The following is a 20,966-nucleotide window of genomic DNA, read 5'->3' as shown; positions in this document are numbered from 1 at the left end:
ACACGTTTCCACTGTGTAAAACGACTTGACAAGCACCCCTCCTGTGGGGAGAGTTCTCGGCCCGTTCCCAGCCAGCGCGACCCTGTCTGAACCGTAACCAGCCAGCCCGAGTCGAGCCGCGCCTCCAGGACCCCGACCATCTCCGCGACAGCCGTAGGACAAGCCGCGCGCCCGCTGCCGGAACGCAACGACGGGCGGGCCTCCCGGAGGAGACCCGCCCGTCGTGGAGCGGAACGTCAGTGCTACTTGGCAGCGACGACCTTGAGCGAGATCACGGCAGTGATGTCCTCGCGCAGGCGCACGGTGGCCTCGTGGTCACCGACGGTCTTGATGGTCGCGGGGACCTCGACCTTGCGCTTGTCGAGCGAGCCGACGCCCTGCGCCTGGACGGCGTCAGCGACGTCGCCCGGACGGACGGAGCCGAACAGACGACCGTCCTTGCCGGCCTTGACCGACAGGGTGATGGTCGCGTTCTCGAGCTTCATCTTGAGGTCCTGTGCCTCTTCGATGGTGGCGAGCTCGCGCGCGGTACGCGCGGCACGGATCGACTCGACCTGCTTCTCGCCGCCCTTGGACCACGCGACAGCGAAGCCCTGGGGGATGAGGTAGTTGCGGGCGTAGCCGTTCTTGACGTCGACGACGTCACCGGCGGAACCGAGGCCGGAGACCTCGTGGGTGAGGATGAGCTTCGACATGTGTCGACCTCCGATCAGCGGCCGGAGCCGGCGTAGGGGAGGAGCGCCATCTCACGGGCGTTCTTCACGGCACGGGCGATGAGGCGCTGCTCCTGGACGGAGACGCCGGTGATGCGACGGGCGCGGATCTTTCCACGCTCCGAGATGAACTTGCGAAGGGTCGCAACGTCCTTGTAGTCGATGACGCCGACCTTGATCGACTTCGCGGGAGCAGCGTTCTTGCCGCCCTTGCCGCGAGGCTTCCGGCGGTCGCCGGTGCTCTTTCCAGCCATAGTGATTTGTCCTTAGAAGAAAAGTTGTGTGTCCGTCGGAACCGGGAGGATCAGTCCGGAACTCGCAGTTGCCGCTGTGAGGCGGCGCTGCGTGCTCCGATCAGAACGGGGTCTCGTCGTCGAAGTTGCCACCGGGGGTGCTCCACACGTCGTTCGACTGTGCGTTGCCGCCACCCTGCTGGCCGCCCTGGGGAGACCAGGGCGCGTCCGACTGACCGCCACCGTTGTTGTTCCAGTTGCCGCCGCCGTTGCCCGCGGGGGCGTTGCCGCCGCCGCCGACCTGGCCACGACCGCCGCCACTGCCACCCGCTGCGCGGGTGATCTGTGCGGTCGCGTAGCGGAGCGACGGGCCGATCTCGTCGACCTCGAGCTCGATGCTCGTGCGCTGCTGGCCCTCACGGTCCTGGTAGGAACGCTGACGCAGACGACCCTGCGCGATGACGCGCGAGCCCTTCGTCAGCGACCCCGCCACGTGCTCGGCGAACTCGCGCCACACACTCGCGCGGAGGAACAGCGCATCGCCGTCCTTCCACTCGTTCGCCTGACGGTCGAACGTGCGAGGGGTCGACGCGATGGTGAAGTTCGCCACGGCGAGCCCGTTCTGCGTGTAGCGCAGCTCGGGGTCCGCGGTGAGGTTGCCCACCACCGTGATGACGGTTTCGCCGGCCACGGGTTACTCGGCGCTCGCGGTCGCGGTTGCTGAGGCGTTGGCAGCCTTGCGGGCCGCACGGGCCTCGTCACGCTGCTTCTGGGCGGCGACCTGCGCGATGCCCTCTTCAGCGCGGAGGACCTTCGTGCGGAGCACGGCCTCGGAGAGACCGAGCTGACGGTCGAGCTCCTTGGCGGCCTCGGGCGACGACGTGAAGTCGACGACGGCGTAGATGCCCTCGGACTTCTTCGCGATCTCGTAAGCGAGCCGGCGACGGCCCCAGACGTCCACGTTGTCGACGGTGCCACCCGCGTTGCGGATCACGGCCAGGAACTTGTCCAGGCTGGGAGCGACGGTGCGCTCATCGATCTCGGGGTCGAGGATCGCCATCAGTTCGTACTGGTGCATGCGGAACCCACCTCCTCTGGTCTCAGCGGCCCCGGGCGGTTCCCGGGGCAGGAGGGTTGATGCATGTGCCCCAGACCACGCAGGTGCGCGAGGGGCAACCTGGGTAGCCTACCGGACTGCCTGGAGGCGCGCCACCGGCCTGTGGAGAGCGGTCCCGCCCGTCAGGCGGTCGCGTCTCGGGCACTGGTGTCTCAGGCGCTGGCGTCGCCTCGGGCGCTCCACCACTCGCGCAGGCGTTCCTCGGCGTTCTCCGGTCCGAGGGGCCCTTCGTCCATCCGGGCCTCGAGCAGGAACCGGTAGGCCTCGCCCACGGCACGCCCCGGCGGGATGTCGAGGATCCGCATGATGTCGTCGCCGGTCAGGTCCGGACGGATCGACTCGAGCTCCTCCTGCTCGGACAGGGTCTTGATGCGGTCCTCGAGGTCGTCGTAGGCGAACGCCAGCCGATCGGCCTTGCGGCGGTTGCGGGTGGTGACGTCGGACCGGGTGAGCTCGTGGAGCCGTTCGAGCTGGGGTCCGGCGTCACGGACGTAGCGGCGGACGGCGGAGTCCGTCCACGCGCCCTCGGTGTACCCGAAGAAGCGCAGGTGCAGCTCGATCAGGCGGGACACCGCGGCGATGGTGTCGTTGTCGAAGCGGAGGGCGCGGAGGCGCTTCTTCGCCATCTTCGAGCCGACCAGGTCGTGGTGGTGGAAGCTCACGGCGCCGCCGGGCTCGAGCTTGCGCGTCGCGGGCTTGCCGATGTCGTGCAGCAGCGCCGCGAGCCGGAGCACGGTGTCCGGGGGATCCCCGGCGTGCCGCTCGGCCTCGTACCCGATGGCCTGCTCGAGCACGGTGAGCGAGTGCTCGTAGACGTCCTTGTGGTGGTGGTGCTCGTCGACTTCGAGCCGCATCTCGGGTAGCTCGGGCAGGAACCGCTCGGCAAGCCCGGTGTCGACGAGCAGCCGGAGGCCGGGGACCGGGTCGTCGGTGTCGAGCAGCTTGACGAGCTCGTCGCGGACCCGCTCGGCGGACACGATGTCGATCGACGCGACGAGCTCCTGCATCGCGGCCCGCACGTCGTCGTCGACGGTGAAGCCGAGCTGGGAGGTGAACCGTGCGGCGCGCATCATCCGCAGGGGGTCGTCGCGGAACGAGACGACCGCGGTCTGGGGCGTCCGGAGCCGCGCGGCGAGCAGGTCCTCGACCCCGCCGTGCACGTCGACGAGCTCGCGGGCCGGCAGTCGCAGGGCCATCGCGTTGACGGTGAAGTCGCGACGGAGCAGGTCGTCCTCGATGGTGTCGCCGAACGCGACCTCGGGCTTGCGGGTCTCGCCGTCGTAGACGTCGCTGCGGTACGTGGTGATCTCGACCTGCTCGCCGGCGACCCGTGCGGCGATGGTGCCGAACTGCCGACCGACGTCCCAGGTGGCGCTCGCGATGGGTTCGACGATCCGCAGGATGTCGTCCGGCCGGGCGTCGGTGGTGAAGTCCAGATCGGTCACCGGACGGCCGAGGAACGCGTCACGGACGGGGCCGCCGACGAGGGCGAGTTCGTGTCCGGCGTCGGCGAAGGCCCGAGCGAGGAGGTCGACGGGCTCGGTGGTGGCGAGTGCGTCGAGTCGTTCGACGGCCTGGGCAACGGACTGCATGACGGTGCTCATCCTCCCAGATCGAGGCCCCGAGTTCTCCACGAGTCGCGCGCGCACGGGACCTGTTCATGGTCGCGCCTCATACACTCGTGCTCGGCCCGAACCGACCCCGTGGCCCGCTCCCCGTATGCAGATGCTCCGCACCACGCTCGCCGCAGCCGCGTCGACCCTCGTCGCGCTCGGCCTGGTCGTCGCGCCCGTCGCCACCGATCACGCCTCGGCCGCCACGGTGTCCGCGGCCAAGAGCCACGTCGCCGATCCGGCCGCTGCAGATGCGGGCAAGGCGACCATCTCGATCGCCCCCGCGAACCGTGGCGTCGTCCAACGCGACCAGGACCTCACCCTGTCGGTCACCGTCACGAACGACACCGACGCAGCACTGCCGGCCGGTACCGCGGAGTTCGACATCTTCCGCTCGGTGAGCACGCGCGACGTCCTGGCGAGCTGGCTCAGCGACACCACCACGACGGGTTACCTGGGCGCCCCGATGGACTCCGTGGACATCCCGGCGATCCCAGCGCACCGTTCGATCACCATCGACTCGGTCGAGATCGTCTCCGGCAACGTGGCGCTCGGCGGGTACTCCTCGTTCGGTGCCCGGCGCATCGCGGCCGAGTACACGGCGGGCGACGCCTTCGCCGTCGACCGCTCCGCCATCACCTGGTACCCGGACTTCGAACAGGCCCCGGTCAGCGTCTCCGTCGCCATGCCGATCACCGTGCCGAAGTCGACCGACGGCATCCTCACCGCCCCCGTGCTGGCCGCGGCGACCTCGGTGGACGGCACGCTCACGCAGCAGCTCGACGCGGCCGAGGACCACAACGTCGCCGTGGCGGTGGACCCGAGGATCATCGCCTCGATCCGGATCCTCGGCGACAACGCTCCGTCGAGCGCGATCACCTGGCTGCAGCGTCTCGAAGCACTGCGCAACGAGACCTTCGCGCTGTCCTACGCCGACGCCGACGTCACCGGCCTGCGCCAGGCCGGGTCCGACGGCATCCTGTCGCCGATCTCCCTCGACCAGTCCGTCAAGTCCGAGAACTTCCCGGGCGCCGAGACCCCGGCGCCGACTCCGACGGCCACACCGGGGCAGACCTCGTCACCGGCCCCCACCGCGGCCTCGAGCGACGGCACCACGACCGACGACGGCGCCGACGAGGCGCAGGAGACCCTGCCGACCACGGAGTCCCTGCTCGACTTCCCGTACTCGATGGACTCGATCGCCTGGCCCACCGAGGGAACGGTGTCCTCCGCCGACCTCCCGGCCCTCGAGCGGGCCGGCACGAAGACCACCATCGTCTCGAGCGGCAACACCTCGGCCGGCGCGGACACCACCATCACCGCGTCCGAGAAGATCGGCGACGACCACGTGCTCGTCTCCGACCAGTCGATGTCGTCGATGCTCCGTCGAGCGGCGAACGCCACCGACCGGCAGACCTGGTCGTCGACGATGTCCGAGCTCACCGCGACGCTGGCGACCTCGGCCCGGGCAGCAACCGCCACGGGGCCGATCCTGCTCACCCTCGGGCGCGAGTGGCCGTCCGACTCCGCGCGGCTCAGCCAGGCGCTGGACGCCCTCGAGAGCACCGCCTGGGTCGCCCCGGCCGACCTCTCCACCGCTTCGAAGGCCGTCGCCGGGTCACTCACGCTCGCGAGCGCGTCCACCGGCGAGGCCCGCGTCGACCAGCTCCAGCGACTGGTCCGAGGGGAACAGGGGCTCTCCGCGTTCGCGACGATCCTCGGCGACCCGAACCAGCTGACCGCCCCGGCCCGGCTCCGTCTGCTCGCGCTCGCCTCGAATGCGTGGCGCGACGACGACCAGGGCCTCGCCGCCGCGGTCGAGGCACGCACCGCCGCCTGGGCGAAGAGCACCACCGAGGTCGGGATCGTCGACTCGAGCAGCCTCACCCTGCTCGGCGACCGGTCGTCCCTGCCCGTGTCGATCCGCAACAGCTCCGCCTACCCGGTCACGGTGCACCTGTCCGTGCAGCCGTCCAACTCGGCGCTGCGGGTGGTCCGCAACGACATCGTGGTCGAGATCCAGCCCGACTCCTCCACCCGCGCCACCGTCCCCGTGCAGTCGGTCGCGAACGGCAAGGTCGAGCTGACGATGTCGCTCTCGAGCCCGACCGGCGTGGCCGTCGCCGAGCCCGCGACCGTCGAGCTGAACGTGCAGGCCCAGTGGGAGACGGTCATCACCGCGGTCGCCGCGATCGCCCTGATCGGCATCTTCGGCTTCGGCATCTTCCGCAGCATCCGCAAGCGCATCCGCCGCCGGAACGGCGAGCTCGACGACGAGGACGACGACGACCCGAACCGCCCCCTGGCGGTCCAGCCGACGGTCGGGGGCGCGCAGGCGGCCACCAACCGGCCTGGAGGCACGGATCACCCCTCCGGAGCGGCCCCCGCACCCAGCGTGCCCGCGTCCACTGCCGGGGTGGCGACCGCAGCGCCGGGTGCAGCGCCGACCGCGGCGCCGCCCGCTGCGGTGCACCAGGACCCCCTGCAGGACGCCATCGCACGCGCCGGAGCCGAGCCGGGCCTCCCGTCCGACGCCACACGCAGCACCGTCGCGGACGACCGCGACCCCGAGGAGCCGACCATCAGCGCCAGCCAGCCCCAGCCCGACGTCGACGCCGAGCCGGTCGCCGAGCGCAGCCTCGGCCGGGCGAGCGCGATGCTCGCCGCCGGCACGATGCTGTCACGCATCCTCGGCTTCGCGAAGACCTTCGTGCTGGCGTACGCGATCGGTCAGACGCAGTCACCGGCGGCGGATGCGTTCGCGGTCTCCAACCAGCTCCCGAACAACATCTACGCGCTGATCGCGGGTGGCCTGTTGTCCGCCGTGCTCATCCCGCAGATCGTCCGTGCGATGAAGCAGCACACCGACGGTGGCACGGCCTACGTCAACAAGATCGTGACGCTCGGCGGTTCCCTGTTCATCGTCATCGCCCTCGTGGCGACCCTGATCGCCCCGCTGCTCGTGCAGGTGTACGCGCAGACCGCTTCAGGCGAGGGCAAGGGGTTCACGCCCGGTCAGATCGACCTCGCGGTGGCGTTCGCGTTCTGGTGCCTTCCGCAGATCCTCTTCTACGCGATGTACTCCCTGCTCGGCGAGGTCCTGAACGCCAAGCAGGTGTTCGGCCCGTTCACGTGGGCGCCGCTCATCAACAACGTCATCTCGATCGCCGGGCTGGTGGTCTTCATCGCCATGTTCGGTGGCAGGGCCGCGAACTCCGGCGTCGACGACTGGACTCCGCTCAAGATCGCCGTCCTCGCCGGCAGTGCGACCCTGGGCGTGCTCGCTCAGGCCGCCTTCCTGCCGTTCTTCTGGCGCCGGGCTGGCCTGAGCTTCCGACCCGACTTCCGCTGGCGCGGCGTCGGCCTGAAGTCGACGGGCACGGCGGCCGGGTGGCTCTTCGCGATGATCCTCGTCACCCAGCTGGCGGGCATCGTGCAGTCGCGCGTCGCATCGCTGGGATCCGGTGCCGCGGGCAATGCGGTGCTCCAGAACGCGTGGCTGCTCTTCATGCTGCCGCACTCGATCATCACGGTCTCCATCGCGACCGCGTACTTCACACGGATGAGCCACGATGCCGAACGCGGCGACCTCGGCGCCGTCCGGAAGAACCTGTCGCTCTCGCTGCGGATCGTCGGACTGTTCACGGTCTTCGCCTCCATCGCACTGATGGTCGTCGCCGTTCCGTTCGGACGCATGTTCTCCAACACCTTCGACGGGGCACTGTCGATCGGCGCGGTCCTGCTGGCCTACATGCCGGGGCTCGTGCTCTTCAGCATGTTGTTCATCATCCAGCGCGTCTTCTGGGCGATGCACGACCACCGCACGCCGTTCCTCATGCAGTGCGTCCAGTCGGTGCTGTTCGTGATCGGCGCCCTCGCGGTCACCACGCTCCCGAACGAGGCGATCGGTGTCGCGATCGCAGCGTGCACCACACTCGCGGGCACCGCGCAGACGATCGTCGCCCTGGTCCTCGTCCGCAAGCGGCTCGGTGGCATCGAAGGACCGGTGGTCACCCGGTCGCACGTGCAGTTCGTCATCGCCGCGCTCATCGCGGGCGTCGCGGGACTCCTCGTCGTGAACTTCTTCGGGTCGTTCTCGGCGAGCGGCTTCGCGATGGCCGACTTCACCGGAGCGCTCATCACCCTCGTCCTCGCCGGCGCGGTGATGGTGGGCGTGTACTTCGGAGCCCTCGTCGTCGCGAAGAACGGTGAGATCGGCAACGCTGTCCAGATGCTCCGCAGCAGGCTCGGCCGCTGACCCCAGCCGAGCACCACACGCTCACGGGCCGTGTGGAATGCCACGCCGGTACGATGGGTTGACCCGGTCAGACGCAACGGAAGGGCAATCAGGCATGCGCCAGCTCATCATCATCGGTTCCGGCCCGGCCGGGTTCACCGCCGGCATCTACGCAGCGCGCGCAGAGCTCAAGCCGCTCATCGTCGCCTCCAGTGTCGAGACGGGCGGTGAACTCACCAAGACGACCGAGGTCGAGAACTTCCCCGGCTTCCCCGAGGGGATCCAGGGCCCCGACCTCATGATCAAGATGCAGGAACAGGCCGAGAAGTTCGGTGCCGAGGTCCTGTACGACGACGCCGTCTCCGTCGACCTCACCGGCAAGGTCAAGAAGGTGACCGTCGGCTCCGGCGAGACGTACGAGGCCCTCGCGGTCATCTACGCCACCGGCTCGGCGTACCGTCACCTCGGCCTCGCCGACGAAGAGCGCCTGTCCGGCCACGGTGTCTCGTGGTGCGCGACCTGCGACGGCTTCTTCTTCCGACAGAAGAACATCGCCGTCGTCGGTGGCGGCGACTCCGCGATGGAAGAGGCGACGTTCCTCACCCGCTTCGCCGACAAGGTGACGGTCATCCACCGCAAGGACTCCCTGCGTGCGTCGAAGATCATGCAGGACCGCGCGATGAACGACCCGAAGATCGAGTTCGCGTGGAACAAGGAGGTCACCGGCATCACGGGTGACTCCGCGGTCGAGGGCGTGACGCTCAAGGACACCGTGACGGGCGAGGAGTCCGAGCTCGCGCTGGACGGCCTGTTCATCGCGATCGGCAACGACCCGCGCACGCACCTGATCCACGGCCAGATCGACATCGCGCCCGAGGGCACGATCGCCGTCCAGGGCCGCTCGTCGAAGACCAACCTGCCGGGCGTCTTCGCCGCCGGTGACGTCATCGACCCGACCTACCGTCAGGCCATCACGGCTGCCGGTTCGGGCACGGTCGCCGCGCTCGACGCCGAGAAGTACCTCGCCGAGCTCGACGACGCACTGACGGACGAGGCCGAGGGCGTCGCCCCGGCGGAGCCCGCCATGGTCGACGTCATCGCCGCCCGGGCCTGACCCGCCTCGGAATACCACGACGGCTTCGCCGTTGTACCCCCTGAACGACTTCTCGAAGGAGCACACATGTCCAACGCCAAGGCTGTCACCGACGCCACCTTCTCGGACGAGGTCCTCAAGTCCGACAAGACGATCCTCGTCGACTTCTGGGCTGAGTGGTGTGGCCCGTGTCGCGCGGTCTCGCCGATCCTCGACCAGATCGCCGAAGAGCACGCCGGCAAGATCGAGATCGTGAAGCTCAACGTGGACGACAACCCCCAGTCGGCCATGAACTACCAGATCACGTCGATCCCGGCGATGAAGGTCTTCAAGGGCGGCGAGGTCGTCAAGACCGTCATCGGTGCCAAGCCGAAGCCCGCGCTCGAGGCCGACCTCGCCGAGTTCCTCGCGTAGGTCGCCCCACCCGAACGGCCCCGCTCTCCCCGGAGGGCGGGGCCGTTCTCGTCCGGAGCCACCGGATGACGATCGGCCCCGTCGCGGAACCCTGGTTCCCGGGGCCGATGTCGTAGTGTGGCGGGAATGTCCCACTGAACGGAGCACTCGATGACGAACGGCAACAGCCTCGACCCCTGGTACGACTCCTACGCCCAGCGCACCGCCGGGCTGAGCGCCTCCGAGGTCCGAGCCCTGTTCGCCGTCGCCTCGCGCCCCGAAGTGGTCTCGTTGGCCGGCGGCATGCCGTTCGTCTCCGCGCTCCCCAGAGAGCTCGTCACGGGCTCCCTGGACCGTGTCATGACCGAGCACTCCGCCATGGCGCTCCAGTACGGCGGTGGCCAAGGCCTGCGTTCCCTCCGCGAGCACATCGTGGACGTCATGAGCCTCGAGGGCATCCGTGCCAGCGCCGAAGACGTCGTGGTCACCACGGGCTCGCAGCACGCCCTCGACCTCGTCACACGGCTGTTCATCGACCCGGGTGACGTCGTGCTCGCCGAGTCGCCGTCCTACGTCGGCGCGATCGGCGTCTTCCGGTCGTACCAGGCCGAGACGGTGCACGTGACGACGGACGAGCTCGGACTCGTCCCCGAGGCGCTGCGCGAGGCGATCGCGAACCTCCGCACCCAGGGCAAGCGGATCAAGTTCCTCTACACGATCCCGAACTTCCACAACCCGGCCGGCGTCACGATGAGCCGCGAGCGCCGCATCGAGGTGCTCGACATCTGCCGGTCCAACAACATCCTCGTGCTCGAGGACAACCCGTACGGGCTCCTGTGGTTCGACGAGCCGGCGCCGCAGGCCATCCGATCGATCGACGAAGAGGGCGTGGTGTACCTCGGCTCCTTCTCGAAGACCCTCGCACCGGGGTTCCGCGTGGGCTGGGCGCTCGCGCCCCACGCCATCCGCGAGAAGCTCGTGCTCGCCAACGAATCGGCCGTGCTCGCGCCGAACTCCTTCGGCCAGTACGTCGTGAACGCGTACCTCGACGCCGCGGACTGGAAGGGCCAGGTCGACAACTTCCGGGGGATCTACGCCGAGCGCCGCGACGCCATGCTGTCGGCGCTGGGGGAGTTCCTGCCGGACCTGTCCTGGACGAAGCCGAACGGTGGCTTCTTCGTGTGGCTGACCCTGCCCGAGTCGCTCGACTCGAAGGGCATGCTGCCGCGCGCGGTCAAGGAGCTCGTTGCCTACACGCCCGGCACCGCGTTCTACGCGGACGGACGCGGGGGCGGACACATCCGTCTGTCGTTCTGCTACCCGACCCCGGAGCAGATCCGGGTGGGGGTCAAGCGCCTGGCCAACGTCGTCAACGACGAACTCGAACTCATCGAGACCTTCGGCCCGACGACCCGACCGAACACCGTGGTCCGCCAGACGTCGTCGGTCAGCGCACCGCCGCCGAACGTCTCCTGATCAGCGCTTTTCCTCAGTGCTGCTCGCACAGCACCGCAGTTCCACACCGGAGGACCCCGCATGGCCGAGCTCACCCGTCGTCACGTCGTCGTCGTAGCCGGAGGCATCTCGCACGAGCGCGACGTCTCACTCCGCTCCGGCCGTCGGGTGGCCGACTCACTGACCGGCTACGGCTGGCAGGTCGACCTGCGTGACGCCGACGCGATGCTCCTGCCGGCACTCACCGAATCACGCCCGGACGTCGTGTGGCCGGCACTGCACGGCGCCTCCGGTGAGGACGGCGCCCTGCGGGGCATCCTGGAGGCCGTGGACATCCCGTTCGTCGGCTCGCGTTCGACGTCGGCCCGGCTGGCATGGGACAAGCCCACGGCGTCAGCGCTGGTGGCCCGCGCCGGCGTCCGCACTCCTCGTTCAGTGACGCTCTCCCACGACGTCTTCCGCGAGCTCGGCGCCGTCGGCGTCCTCGCGGCCATCGCGACCGAGCATCCGGTACCGCTCGCCGTGAAGCCTGCGCGAGGCGGGAGTGCGCAGGGCGTGACCCTGGTCGACGACGTCAAGGACCTGCCCCGGGCCATGGTCACGGCCTACACGTACTGCGACGACGTCGTGGTCGAGCAGCTCATCCGTGGGACCGAGGTCGCGGTGGGCATCATCGACACCGGAGACGGCCCCGTGGCACTCTCCGCCGTGGAGATCGTGCCGCGGAACGGCATCTACGGATTCGAGGCGCGCTACAACGCGGGGGAGACGACCTTCTACACGCCGGCACGGCTCTCGGGTGCATTCGCCGCGGGCGCCGCCGAGGCAGCGGTCGCCGCGCACTCGGCCCTGGGACTGCGTCACCTGTCCCGTGTCGACCTGATCATCGACGGGGCCGGGACACCCTGGTTCCTCGAGGCGAATGTGCTTCCCGGCCTCACGGAGACGTCGCTGCTGCCGCAGGCGCTGTCGGCGTCCGGCTTCGATCTCGGCTGGACCTACGCCGAGCTCGCCGAGCAAGCGATTCGGGACCACCGCGCCTGATCGGTCTGGCCGGTGTTCCACGTGGAACACCGGCGCTATTGTCCGCTCGGCCCCACCGCAAGGTCAGATGTTCCACGTGGAACGTCTGCTCCGGGTTCGATTCCGGGGCTTTCGAGGCGACTTGTTCCACGTGGAACATCCGCTGGGAGCGTACTTCCTGGGCGCCGCAGCCTGGCCATCGACGCAGTCGACGGTTCTCGGCCTACTGCCCGAACCGCGTGAGGACCATCGCCGACGCTTCGCGGTCGGTCTGCACGTGCGACGGCGGGGCAACCTTGTGCACCGGCATCGAAGCTCCGTGCACGTCAGCGAACATGCGGAGATACAGCCTCGGTTTACAGGCTCTGGAGGAGTGGCCCCTCGAACCGGGAGCTCGGGTCGACGGCGCGGGATGCCGTGCCTGGGGGCTGTTGCTGCATCCGCGAGCGGCGTGCTGCGTCGCCGCGAGAAGCGCGAAGATGAGCCCGGTGTGCGGCAACCCCACTCCAGCCGCCACAAGCGCTCACAGCGCCGCCTGGAGGCGCTCGCGGGCTGGCTCAGCCTTCGAGGTCCTGCACTCCGAGCTCCCCGAGGATCCGGTTGAGGTCATCGCCGTTCGCGAAGTCGATCGTGACGGAGCTCTTGCGAGCACCGACGGCGATCTTCACCCGGGTGTTCAGGCGATCGCCGAGTCGCTCAGCAAGATCGTTGAAGTGGGCCTGTCGCTTCGAGGGCTCGGGCTTCGGCTTTGCCGTCGGCGTCTTGGCTGACAGCTGCTGCGCGATCGCCTCAGCAGCGCGGACGGAAAGGTCCTCGTTGACGATCTTCTCGGCAAGGTACTCCATGGCCTCCGCGTCCGGTGCCGCGAGGATGGCCCGAGCGTGCCCAGCGGAGAGCACGCCTGCGGCCACACGCCGCTGGACGGGGGAGGGGAGTCGCAGGAGTCGGATCGTGTTCGTGATCTGCGGACGCGACCGTCCGATTCGCTGGCCGAGCTGCTCCTGCGTGATCCCGAAGTCCGCCAGGAGCTGCTGGTACGCCGACGCCTCTTCCAGGGGGTTGAGCTGTGCCCGGTGGAGGTTCTCCAGCAGCGCGTCGCGCAGCATCGCATCGTCGGGGGTGTCCTTCACGATCGCCGGGATCGTGCTCAGGCCGAGTTCCTTCGTAGCACGCAGACGGCGTTCGCCCATGATGAGCTCGTACTGTGGCTCGGTGCCCGTGGCGCCCGGGATCGGCCGGACGACGATCGGCTGCAGGACACCGATCTCACGGATCGAGTGGACGAGCTCTTGGAGCTCCTCCTCGCGGAACTCCTTCCGCGGCTGCTGTGCGTTCGGGATCACGTCGAGCGGGTTGAGATTGGCAAGTCGTGCACCGGGCACGGCCACCAGCTCGTCCGCGGTCGGAGCGGATGCCGGCGAACCACCGGTCGGGAAGAACACGTCGACGGGACGATCCTGCTGATCGGTCGCGGTCGGGATCAGGGCGCCGATGCCTCGGCCGAGTCCGGTTCGCTTCGGTGCCATCAGTGCTTCGCTCCTCGTGCTGCGATCTCGGCGGCCGCTTCCAGGTAGGACAGCGACCCGGTGGAGTTCACGTCGTAGGCGACGACACTCTGGCCGTAGCTCGGTGCTTCGCTCACGCGGACGGAGCGCGGGATCATGGCCTTGAGCACCTGGTCGCCGAAGTGCTCACGGACGTCGTTCGCCACCTGGTTCGACAGGTTCGTGCGGCTGTCGTACATGGTCAGCAGGATCGTCGAGACGCGGAGGTTCGGGTTGAGGTGCCGCTCGATCAGTTCGATGTTCCGCAGCAGCTGGCTCAGCCCCTCGAGCGCGTAGTACTCACACTGGATCGGGATGAGTACCTCTTGTGCGGCAACGAACGCGTTGATGGTCAACAAACCCAGCGACGGCGGGCAGTCGATGAACACGTAGTGGTAGGGCTCGTCCAGGGACTGCAGGTACATGTCGAGTGCAGTCCGGAGCCGCTGTTCTCGTGCCACCAGGGAGACGAGTTCGATCTCGGCACCGGCGAGGTGAATCGTTGCCGGCACACACCAGAGCGTGTCCGACTCGGGGGAGGCCTGCACGGTGTCGGCCATCGGAGCCTCGTCGACGATCACGTCGTAGATGCTCGCGACTTCCGCCTGGTGGTCCACGCCGAGTGCCGTCGAGGCATTGCCCTGCGGGTCCAGGTCGATCACCAGTACACGAGCACCACCGTGAGCGAGACCGGCGGCCAGGTTGACGGTCGTCGTCGTCTTGCCGACGCCGCCCTTCTGGTTCGAGACGGTGATGATCCGTGTCTCAGCAGGCAGGGGGAACTGTTGCGTGGCGATCGCACGCCGGCGACGGTTCAGGTCGGCGATCTCGCGAGCGAGCGGTGTCGACGCGTCGTAGTCGGTCGATGAACTCAACGAGTGCCTCTTCCCCGGTTCGATGTTTCACGTGGAACGCGGAGCCACTGGCGGCCGGATGACCCGGCCCGAGCCGCAGCGTCAGTCAACTGTAGCCCGGAAGACGCGGGTGGTCTCCGCAACCACACCGTCTCCGAGCTCGAGTACCTCGACATCGGAGAGGCGCTTCCGGAGGATGACCTTCCGTGCCTTCTCGATCTCTTCGTCGACCCGCGCACCCTTCATCAGGATGAGCTGCCCGCCCGAGCGGACCAGGGGAACGGTGAGGGGAATGAGCTTCGACAGCGCACTGACGGCCCGTGCGGTGACCTGGTCCACGACGACGTCGTCCGCCACGTCCTCAGCACGGCCGCGGAGCACGGTGACGTTCTGCAGGCCGAGACGGTCGGACTCGTTGCGAAGCCAATCCGTCCGTCGCTCCATCGGCTCGATGAGGACGAACTCGACGTCCGGCCGGGCGATCGCGAGCACGAGACCCGGCAACCCTGCCCCCGAGCCGACGTCTGCAACGCGACCACGGGCCTCCAGGAGCGGTGCCAGCAATGCAGAATTGAGGATGTGTCGGGTCCACAAGCGTGGAAGCTCGAGCGGGCCGATCAGGCCCAGCTCCTCACCCCGTCGCGCGAGTTCGTTCGTGAACGAGCGCGCGACCTCGATCTGGTCACCGAAGAGCCCTGCGGCCGCGATGGGCTCAGCCTCGAGCACCGGTGCAGCCTCCGTCATCGGGTGACGACCGTGTGGCGGTCCCGACCCTCACCCTCGGACTCCGAGTGGAAGCCCTTCTCTGCGACCAGGTCGTGCACCAGCTTGCGCTCGTAGGACGACATCGGGGGCAGCGCAGCCGACGACGAACCGGCTTCGATGCGCTCGACGGCGGTGTCCACGAGCCGCTGCAGCTCGTCAGCACGGGCATCCCGCGAGCCACCGACGTCGAGGATGAGCCGGCTGAACTCGCCGGTCTCCGCCTGCACGGCGATCCGGGTGAGCTCCTGCAACGCCGTCACGGTGTCCGGCTTCGACAGCACGCGGAGTGCTTCGCCGTCATCGGTGACCGACAGGTACACACGACCGGCGCGCTCCTCGATCTCGATGTCGCCGTCGAGGTCGCAGATGTCGAGGAGCTCCTCGATGTAGTCCGCCGCGATGTCCGCTTCGTCGCGGGCGTCCTCGGTCTCGGTGTCCATCGTCTCGGTGTCCGTCGCCTGGACGGCGGCTGCGGTGTCCTGCTCGGTCACTTACTTCTTCCCGTTCTTCTTCTGGCGCTGCTTGCCGACCGGCTGCTGACGCTGGGTGGTCACGCGCACGGGCTCGATCTCCGTCGCGCCGGCGCCGGCACCGGCCTCGGCGAGGACCGGGGTGGCGGTCCCGCGACGCTGTGCCTTCTTGGCCAGGCGGGCTTCACGGGCCAGTGCTGCTTCGGAGCCGGGCGTCGGCATGCTGCGGATGACGAAGTACTGCTGCGCCATCGTCCAGACGTTCGAGGCGAGCCAGTAGAACATGACGCCGAGGGGGAAGCTCAGGCCCGAGATCACGAAGACCAGCGGGAGGATGTACAGCATCATCTTCTGCTGGCGGTACATCGGAGACTCCTTGGTCTCCGGCGACATGTTCTTGGCGACGAGCTGCAGCTGCGTGATGAACTGCGACGCCGTCATCACGACGATCATGAAGCCCGCGATCGCACGGACCTCCCACCCGGAGGCGTTCGTGAACGTCTCGTGCAGGGGAGCACCGAACAGGGCCGCGTTGCCGAACGACGCCGCGAGGTCGTTCGTGAGCAGGCCGATGCCCGTCTTGTTGATCTGGGCCTCGTGCAGCACCGAGTACAGCGAGAAGAAGATCGGCATCTGCAGCAGCAGCGGCAGGCAGGAGCTGAGCGGGTTGGTCCCGGTCTCCTTGTAGAGCGCCATGGTCTCGCGGCTCATGGCCTCACGCGAGAACTGGTCCTTCTTGCCCTTGTACTTGTCCTGGATCTTCTTCAGCTGGGGCGCGACCTCGAGCATGCGACGCTGCGACTTGATCTGCCGGACGAAGATCGGGATCAACGCTGCGCGGACGACGAACGTCAGGAAGATGATCGAGAGCACCCACGTGATGCCCTCGTTCGGGTCCATGCCGATGCTCTCGAAGATCCAGTGGAAGCCGACGAGGATGGCCGAGACCACCCATTTGAGCGGCCAGAGGATCGTTCCGATGATGTCCATGGGGACGGCTACGCCTTTCGAGTGCGCTGGGAGAGCAGGACCGGCCGGGCCGTTCCGACCGCGGGGTGCGGCTGCTGCGGGATCGGCGCGAGGACGAACCCGAACCGGTTGACGACGAACGGGTGACGGCGTTCCTTGACGTCGTCGATGCCGCCAGCAGCCCAGGGGTTGCAACGGGCGATGCGCCAGGCGCCCATGGCGGATCCGCGCACGACGCCGTACTGCTGGATCGCCTCGAGGGCGTACCGGGAGCACGACGGGTGGTAGCGGCAGACGTTGCCGTACAGCGGGGAGATCACCGCACGGTAGGCCCGGAGCACGACGACGCACGCGTTGCGTGGGAGCAACGCGATGACCCAGGCAAGCCGGGTCCACAGAGTGCGGTTCATGCTGCCTTCTCCACCCCGCGCGCGAAGGAGCGCGTGACGTCTTCGAGCAGGGTAGGCCATCCGGCCTGCGATGCGGCTGGCAGTACACGGACCACCACGTCGAAGCCCTGAGGGCGCTCGACGAGCAGGTCGTGCGCGATCGCCTTGAGCCGCCGCCTGATCAGGTTCCGGGTCACGGCGTTCCCCACCGTCTTCGCGACGATGAAGCCGAACCGCGTCGGTCCGTTGCAGTCGGCCGGCTGACGGACCACGGAGACGACGACGTGCGCCGTGGCGCTCTTGCGACCACGACGCACGACGTTCCGGTAGTCATCCCCGCGCACGATGCGGTTGGCGCTGGCCAACACTGCGACGCCGGGGTCAGACCGATGACCGGATCAGGCGATGAGCCTGATCAGGCCGAGAGCTCGGTACGGCCCTTGGCGCGGCGCGCCGACAGGATGGCGCGGCCGGCACGCGTCCGCATGCGGAGGCGGAAGCCGTGCTTCTTGGCGCGGCGGCGGTTGTTCGGCTGGAAGGTGCGCTTGCTCATGATGTTCTCCACACGGCTGCTCGCGGCGAGCCGTCACGTATGTGTAGCCGTCCGGGTGTCGAACGACGCAGATGGGCGCGACCAAAGGGCCGCAGTCAACTGGTTAACGGTACGTGACAGCGGCGAGCAGGTCAAACCCCGCCCGGAACGGCCGCGCCGTCGCCGTCGGGTCTGACGTCCCTCGATCCCATTCTCCACATTGGGGACAACTTCCGTTCGGTGGGACGCGGTCCGGTCCTTTACAGTGGTGTGATCGATCCCCCCCGATGGCCGGTACGACAGGGAAGTGCTCCTGTGCGACGGCTCGAGGTGGTCGTGGACAACACTGTGGACAACCCTGTGGGAACCTCCGCGGCAACGAGGCGTCGACGAAGCCCCCGGAGCCACCGACGATCCGCCGGCGACGACCTGGTCCCGAGTGCGGTCGCCGAGGACGCCACGGCACGTCCGACCCCGCAGGACGCACCCTCGTCCGGCAGCGAACGCACGACACGACCCCTGGAGACGAGCGCGACATGACGATGCCGGCCGACCCCGTCGAGGACCTCTGGTCATCCGTACTCGGACTCCTCGCCGAGGACCCCCGCATCACGCCGCAGCTCCACGGGTTCCTGAACCTGGTCGAGCCGAAGGGCGTGCTCGCCGGCACCCTGTACCTCGAGGTGCCGAACGACCTGACCCGGGGCATGCTCGAACAGCGCATCAGGATCCCGATCACCGAGGCGGTCGGTCGCATCGGTGACGACTCGGTCGCGAACTTCGCCATCACCGTCAACCCGGACATGGCATCGGAACCACGGGTGGACCCGAACGTCCCCGAGTACGCCGAGCCCGTGCAGGAAGCCGTCGAGCAGAGTGCCGCTCCACGCCAGTACATCGAAGCGCCGTTCGTCCCGAGCCAGATCGACTCTCCCGGCACCAGCGGTCGGCCCGAGTCGCGACTCAACCCGAAGTACAACTTCGACAACTTCGTCATCGGCTCGTCGAACCGGTTCGCCCACGCCGCAGCGGTCGCCGTGGCCGAGGCACCCGCCAAGGCCTACAACCCGCTCTTCATCTACGGCGACTCCGGACTGGGCAAGACACACCTGCTCCACGCCATCGGGCACTACGCCGAGAGCCTCTACCCGGGGATCCGCGTCCGGTACGTGTCGAGCGAGGAGTTCACGAACGACTTCATCAACTCGATCGCGAACAACCGCTCGAACCAGTTCCAGCAGCGGTACCGCGACATCGACATCCTGCTGATCGACGACATCCAGTTCCTGCAGGGGAAGGACTCCACCCAGGAGGCCTTCTTCCACACGTTCAACACCCTGCACGACCACAACAAGCAGGTCGTCATCACGTCGGACGTCGCGCCGAAGCACCTGACAGGGTTCGAGGACCGGATGCGGTCGCGCTTCGAGTGGGGCCTGATCACCGACGTACAGGCGCCCGAGCTCGAGACGCGCATCGCGATCCTCCGCAAGAAGGCTCAGTCCGACCACCTGCAGGTGCCCGACGACATCCTCGAGTTCATGGCGTCGAAGGTGTCGAGCAACATCCGCGAGCTCGAGGGCACCCTGATCCGGGTCACCGCGTTCGCGAGCCTCAACCGGACGGCCGTGGACATGGCCCTGGTGCAGACGGTCCTCAAGGACCTGATCACCCTCGACGAGGACAACGTCGTCGCGCCGACGGACATCATCAACCACACCGCGGAGTACTTCAAGCTCTCCGTCGACGACCTGTACGGGTCGTCCCGCTCCCAGGCGATCGCCACGGCACGACAGATCGCGATGTACCTGTGCCGTGAGCTGACGAGCCTGTCCCTGCCCAAGATCGGGCAGCTGTTCGGCAACCGCGACCACACCACGGTGATGTACGCGAACAAGAAGATCACCGAGCTGATGAAGGAGCGTCGGTCGATCTACAACCAGGTCACCGAGCTCACCAGCCGCATCAAGCAGGACCGCCGCTACCGCTGAGATCCGCCCGTTCCCGCCCGCATCCACCATCTGAGACGGTTCCATGGGCCGGAGTTCTCACAGTGTGGATAGCCTGTGGATAACTGTGGAGGACACGCCGCCGGGTTGTACACAGGTGGGGGGTCACCTGTGGAGACTGGGGATGGAAGTGGATAGATGAGATTTATTCATCCCGTTAACGCTCACACACCGCTCACAAGTCACAGACGTGTAGTTCCCTACTGCGGAGCGGGATGCACAGGGTTATCCACAGTGTGCACAGGCGTTAACACCATTACTCCTGGTTAACGATCAATCTCCGCGGGACAACCTTGTGGACGGCGGGACCACAAGAAATCCGGCCCCCGTCCGCCTGTGCCAGAATGGGGCGGCCGGACAGTCCAAGCCGATCGACAGGGGTTCCAGCTGTGAAGTTCGAGGTCAACCGGGACGTCTTCTCCGAAGCCGTCTCCTTCGCAGTGAAGCTCCTCCCGCAGCGCACGACCCTCCCGATCCTCTCGGGCGTCCTGATCCACGCCGACGGTGATCGCCTGACGCTCTCGTCGTTCGACTACGAGGTCTCGGCGCAGACGTCCATCTCGGCCCAGATCGACGAGCCGGGCACGGTCCTGGTCTCCGGTCGCCTGCTGAACGACATCGCGAGCCGGCTGCCGAACGCCCCCGTGTCGTTCACCACCGAGGACGCGAAGATCTCCGTCTCCTGCGGTTCGGCGCACTTCACGCTGCTGTCCATGCCGGTCGAGGAGTACCCGACGCTGCCCGAGATCGGCCCGCAGACCGGTATCATCCCCGGCGACGCGTTCTCCGAAGCGGTGTCGCAGGTCGCGGTCGCGGCCAGCCGCGACGACGTCACCCCCGTCATCACCGGGGTGCAGCTCGAGGTCGGCGACAACGACCTCTCCCTGATCGCGACGGACCGCTACCGCGTCGCCGTCCGCACCATCGCGTGGGACTCCGGCCGTGTCGGTTCGGACCCGCTGCACGCGCTGGTCCCGGCCCGCACCCTGCAGGAAGTCGGCCGCACGTTCGGTTCCGCGTCCACGGTGTCGGTGTCGATCAGCGGCAACTCCGACCGCGAGCTCATCGCGTTCCACGCCGACGACAAGACCGTGACGTCGCTGCTCATCAAGGGCAACTACCCGCCGGTCCGCCGGCTCTTCCCCGAGACCGTCAACGACCACGCGGTGATCAACACCGCGGAGCTCGTCGAGGCGGTCCGACGGGTCTCCCTCGTCCTGGAGCGCGAAGCAGCGCTCCGGTTCTCCTTCACGGTCGACGGGCTCACGCTCGAGGCGATCGGATCCGAACAAGCGCAGGCGTCAGAGTCGATCAGTGCGTTGTTGACCGGCGAGGAAACGGTGGTCTCGTTGAAGCCCGCCTTCCTCCTGGACGGGCTGAACGCGGTGCACTCCGAGTTCGTCCGCATCTCCTTCACCAAGACGGAGAACCCCAACAAGCCGGGCCCGGTGCTGATCACCGGCCAGACTTCGCAAGAGGCCGCAGCGACCGATGGATACCGGTACCTGCTGCAGCCGAACCTGCTGCTGCGATAGGCGCAACAGGCAACCTGCGCTG

At 68.0% G+C, this 20,966-nt stretch carries 20 protein-coding genes; 7 read left to right on the top strand and 13 right to left on the bottom strand.

Annotated elements, in window-relative coordinates; all coding sequences use genetic code 11:
- Window positions 1–242: 242 nt before the first annotated feature.
- From rplI to Q9R26_RS04435, 5 genes are all read right to left on the bottom strand, one after another.
- On the bottom strand, window positions 243–695 hold the full coding sequence (gene rplI / locus Q9R26_RS04455) for a 50S ribosomal protein L9 (protein WP_027466901.1): 453 nt from the start codon (window positions 693–695) through the stop codon (window positions 243–245).
- 14 nt (window positions 696–709) lie between these two features.
- On the bottom strand, window positions 710–967 hold the full coding sequence (gene rpsR / locus Q9R26_RS04450; protein WP_017887834.1) for a 30S ribosomal protein S18: 258 nt from the start codon (window positions 965–967) through the stop codon (window positions 710–712).
- Window positions 968–1,067: 100 nt separating this feature from the next.
- Window positions 1,068–1,637, bottom strand: a complete 570-nt coding sequence (locus Q9R26_RS04445) for a single-stranded DNA-binding protein (protein WP_110862690.1) — start codon at window positions 1,635–1,637, stop codon at window positions 1,068–1,070.
- A 3-nt stretch (window positions 1,638–1,640) separates the two neighbouring features.
- Entirely contained in the window at window positions 1,641–2,024 is a 384-nt protein-coding gene (rpsF, locus tag Q9R26_RS04440; RefSeq protein ID WP_027466903.1) for a 30S ribosomal protein S6, read from the bottom strand.
- Between the two features lie 191 nt (window positions 2,025–2,215).
- On the bottom strand, window positions 2,216–3,655 hold the full coding sequence (locus Q9R26_RS04435; RefSeq protein WP_311226647.1) for a CCA tRNA nucleotidyltransferase: 1,440 nt from the start codon (window positions 3,653–3,655) through the stop codon (window positions 2,216–2,218).
- A 133-nt stretch (window positions 3,656–3,788) separates the two neighbouring features.
- Between Q9R26_RS04435 and Q9R26_RS04430 the strand changes: the two genes are divergently transcribed.
- The 5 genes from Q9R26_RS04430 (at window position 3,789) to Q9R26_RS04410 (ending at window position 11,898) form a co-directional block, all read left to right on the top strand.
- A complete protein-coding gene (locus Q9R26_RS04430; protein ID WP_311226646.1) occupies window positions 3,789–7,934 on the top strand; it encodes a DUF6049 family protein in 4,146 nt (1,381 codons plus the stop codon).
- Between the two features lie 94 nt (window positions 7,935–8,028).
- Window positions 8,029–9,027, top strand: coding sequence for a thioredoxin-disulfide reductase (trxB, locus tag Q9R26_RS04425; protein WP_209132520.1), 999 nt, complete (start codon window positions 8,029–8,031; stop codon window positions 9,025–9,027).
- A 66-nt stretch (window positions 9,028–9,093) separates the two neighbouring features.
- Entirely contained in the window at window positions 9,094–9,420 is a 327-nt protein-coding gene (gene trxA / locus Q9R26_RS04420; protein WP_017887828.1) for a thioredoxin, read from the top strand.
- A 150-nt stretch (window positions 9,421–9,570) separates the two neighbouring features.
- Complete coding sequence (locus tag Q9R26_RS04415; protein ID WP_311226645.1) at window positions 9,571–10,875, top strand: PLP-dependent aminotransferase family protein; 1,305 nt, start codon at window positions 9,571–9,573, stop codon at window positions 10,873–10,875.
- Between the two features lie 60 nt (window positions 10,876–10,935).
- Window positions 10,936–11,898, top strand: coding sequence for a D-alanine--D-alanine ligase (locus Q9R26_RS04410; protein ID WP_311226644.1), 963 nt, complete (start codon window positions 10,936–10,938; stop codon window positions 11,896–11,898).
- 536 nt (window positions 11,899–12,434) lie between these two features.
- Here the strand turns inward: Q9R26_RS04410 and Q9R26_RS04405 are convergent.
- The 8 genes from Q9R26_RS04405 to rpmH form a co-directional block, all read right to left on the bottom strand.
- Complete coding sequence (locus Q9R26_RS04405) at window positions 12,435–13,403, bottom strand: ParB/RepB/Spo0J family partition protein (protein WP_182064132.1); 969 nt, start codon at window positions 13,401–13,403, stop codon at window positions 12,435–12,437.
- A complete protein-coding gene (locus Q9R26_RS04400; protein ID WP_310809603.1) occupies window positions 13,403–14,296 on the bottom strand; it encodes a ParA family protein in 894 nt (297 codons plus the stop codon). Before Q9R26_RS04400 ends, Q9R26_RS04405 begins: the two co-directional genes overlap by 1 nt.
- Before the next feature lie 81 nt (window positions 14,297–14,377).
- Window positions 14,378–15,019, bottom strand: a complete 642-nt coding sequence (gene rsmG / locus Q9R26_RS04395; protein ID WP_311226643.1) for a 16S rRNA (guanine(527)-N(7))-methyltransferase RsmG — start codon at window positions 15,017–15,019, stop codon at window positions 14,378–14,380.
- On the bottom strand, window positions 15,016–15,480 hold the full coding sequence (locus Q9R26_RS04390) for a R3H domain-containing nucleic acid-binding protein (protein ID WP_247737362.1): 465 nt from the start codon (window positions 15,478–15,480) through the stop codon (window positions 15,016–15,018). Before Q9R26_RS04390 ends, rsmG begins: the two co-directional genes overlap by 4 nt.
- Window positions 15,481–15,531: 51 nt before the next feature.
- A complete protein-coding gene (gene yidC / locus Q9R26_RS04385; protein WP_259578690.1) occupies window positions 15,532–16,500 on the bottom strand; it encodes a membrane protein insertase YidC in 969 nt (322 codons plus the stop codon).
- Between the two features lie 8 nt (window positions 16,501–16,508).
- A complete protein-coding gene (gene yidD / locus Q9R26_RS04380) occupies window positions 16,509–16,889 on the bottom strand; it encodes a membrane protein insertion efficiency factor YidD (RefSeq protein WP_311226642.1) in 381 nt (126 codons plus the stop codon).
- The gene (gene rnpA, locus Q9R26_RS04375) at window positions 16,886–17,236 is read right to left on the bottom strand and encodes a ribonuclease P protein component (protein ID WP_259578686.1); all 351 of its coding nucleotides are present in this window, start codon (window positions 17,234–17,236) and stop codon (window positions 16,886–16,888) included. Before rnpA ends, yidD begins: the two co-directional genes overlap by 4 nt.
- A 47-nt stretch (window positions 17,237–17,283) precedes the next feature.
- Window positions 17,284–17,421, bottom strand: a complete 138-nt coding sequence (rpmH, locus tag Q9R26_RS04370; RefSeq protein WP_022889115.1) for a 50S ribosomal protein L34 — start codon at window positions 17,419–17,421, stop codon at window positions 17,284–17,286.
- 515 nt (window positions 17,422–17,936) lie between these two features.
- Here rpmH and dnaA point away from each other — a divergent pair.
- Window positions 17,937–19,391 (top strand): chromosomal replication initiator protein DnaA, encoded by a 1,455-nt coding sequence (gene dnaA, locus Q9R26_RS04365; protein WP_071404155.1) that lies wholly within the window; start codon window positions 17,937–17,939, stop codon window positions 19,389–19,391.
- Window positions 19,392–19,798: 407 nt separating this feature from the next.
- Window positions 19,799–20,944 (top strand): DNA polymerase III subunit beta, encoded by a 1,146-nt coding sequence (gene dnaN, locus Q9R26_RS04360; RefSeq protein WP_311226641.1) that lies wholly within the window; start codon window positions 19,799–19,801, stop codon window positions 20,942–20,944.
- Window positions 20,945–20,966 lie beyond the last annotated feature (22 nt).

This window comes from Curtobacterium sp. BRB10, assembly GCF_031844325.1.
Classification (GTDB): domain Bacteria; phylum Actinomycetota; class Actinomycetes; order Actinomycetales; family Microbacteriaceae; genus Curtobacterium; species Curtobacterium poinsettiae_A.
The sequence above is the reverse complement of the archived record's forward strand: the minus strand, read 5'-3'. Positions and strand labels throughout refer to the sequence as shown.

What these genes read in the sequence shown, in the direction of transcription:
- rplI (WP_027466901.1), bottom strand. Translation starts at nt 695, where the DNA reads ATGTCGAAGCTCATCCTCACCCACGAGGTCTCCGGCCTCGGTTCCGCC.
- rpsR (WP_017887834.1), bottom strand. Translation starts at nt 967, where the DNA reads ATGGCTGGAAAGAGCACCGGCGACCGCCGGAAGCCTCGCGGCAAGGGC.
- rpsF (WP_027466903.1), bottom strand. Translation starts at nt 2,024, where the DNA reads ATGCACCAGTACGAACTGATGGCGATCCTCGACCCCGAGATCGATGAG.
- Q9R26_RS04435 (WP_311226647.1), bottom strand. Translation starts at nt 3,655, where the DNA reads ATGCAGTCCGTTGCCCAGGCCGTCGAACGACTCGACGCACTCGCCACC.
- Q9R26_RS04430 (WP_311226646.1), top strand. Translation starts at nt 3,789, where the DNA reads ATGCTCCGCACCACGCTCGCCGCAGCCGCGTCGACCCTCGTCGCGCTC.
- trxB (WP_209132520.1), top strand. Translation starts at nt 8,029, where the DNA reads ATGCGCCAGCTCATCATCATCGGTTCCGGCCCGGCCGGGTTCACCGCC.
- trxA (WP_017887828.1), top strand. Translation starts at nt 9,094, where the DNA reads ATGTCCAACGCCAAGGCTGTCACCGACGCCACCTTCTCGGACGAGGTC.
- Q9R26_RS04415 (WP_311226645.1), top strand. Translation starts at nt 9,571, where the DNA reads ATGACGAACGGCAACAGCCTCGACCCCTGGTACGACTCCTACGCCCAG.
- Q9R26_RS04410 (WP_311226644.1), top strand. Translation starts at nt 10,936, where the DNA reads ATGGCCGAGCTCACCCGTCGTCACGTCGTCGTCGTAGCCGGAGGCATC.
- Q9R26_RS04405 (WP_182064132.1), bottom strand. Translation starts at nt 13,403, where the DNA reads ATGGCACCGAAGCGAACCGGACTCGGCCGAGGCATCGGCGCCCTGATC.
- rsmG (WP_311226643.1), bottom strand. Translation starts at nt 15,019, where the DNA reads ATGACGGAGGCTGCACCGGTGCTCGAGGCTGAGCCCATCGCGGCCGCA.
- Q9R26_RS04390 (WP_247737362.1), bottom strand. Translation starts at nt 15,480, where the DNA reads ATGGACACCGAGACCGAGGACGCCCGCGACGAAGCGGACATCGCGGCG.
- yidC (WP_259578690.1), bottom strand. Translation starts at nt 16,500, where the DNA reads ATGGACATCATCGGAACGATCCTCTGGCCGCTCAAATGGGTGGTCTCG.
- yidD (WP_311226642.1), bottom strand. Translation starts at nt 16,889, where the DNA reads ATGAACCGCACTCTGTGGACCCGGCTTGCCTGGGTCATCGCGTTGCTC.
- rpmH (WP_022889115.1), bottom strand. Translation starts at nt 17,421, where the DNA reads ATGAGCAAGCGCACCTTCCAGCCGAACAACCGCCGCCGCGCCAAGAAG.
- dnaA (WP_071404155.1), top strand. Translation starts at nt 17,937, where the DNA reads ATGACGATGCCGGCCGACCCCGTCGAGGACCTCTGGTCATCCGTACTC.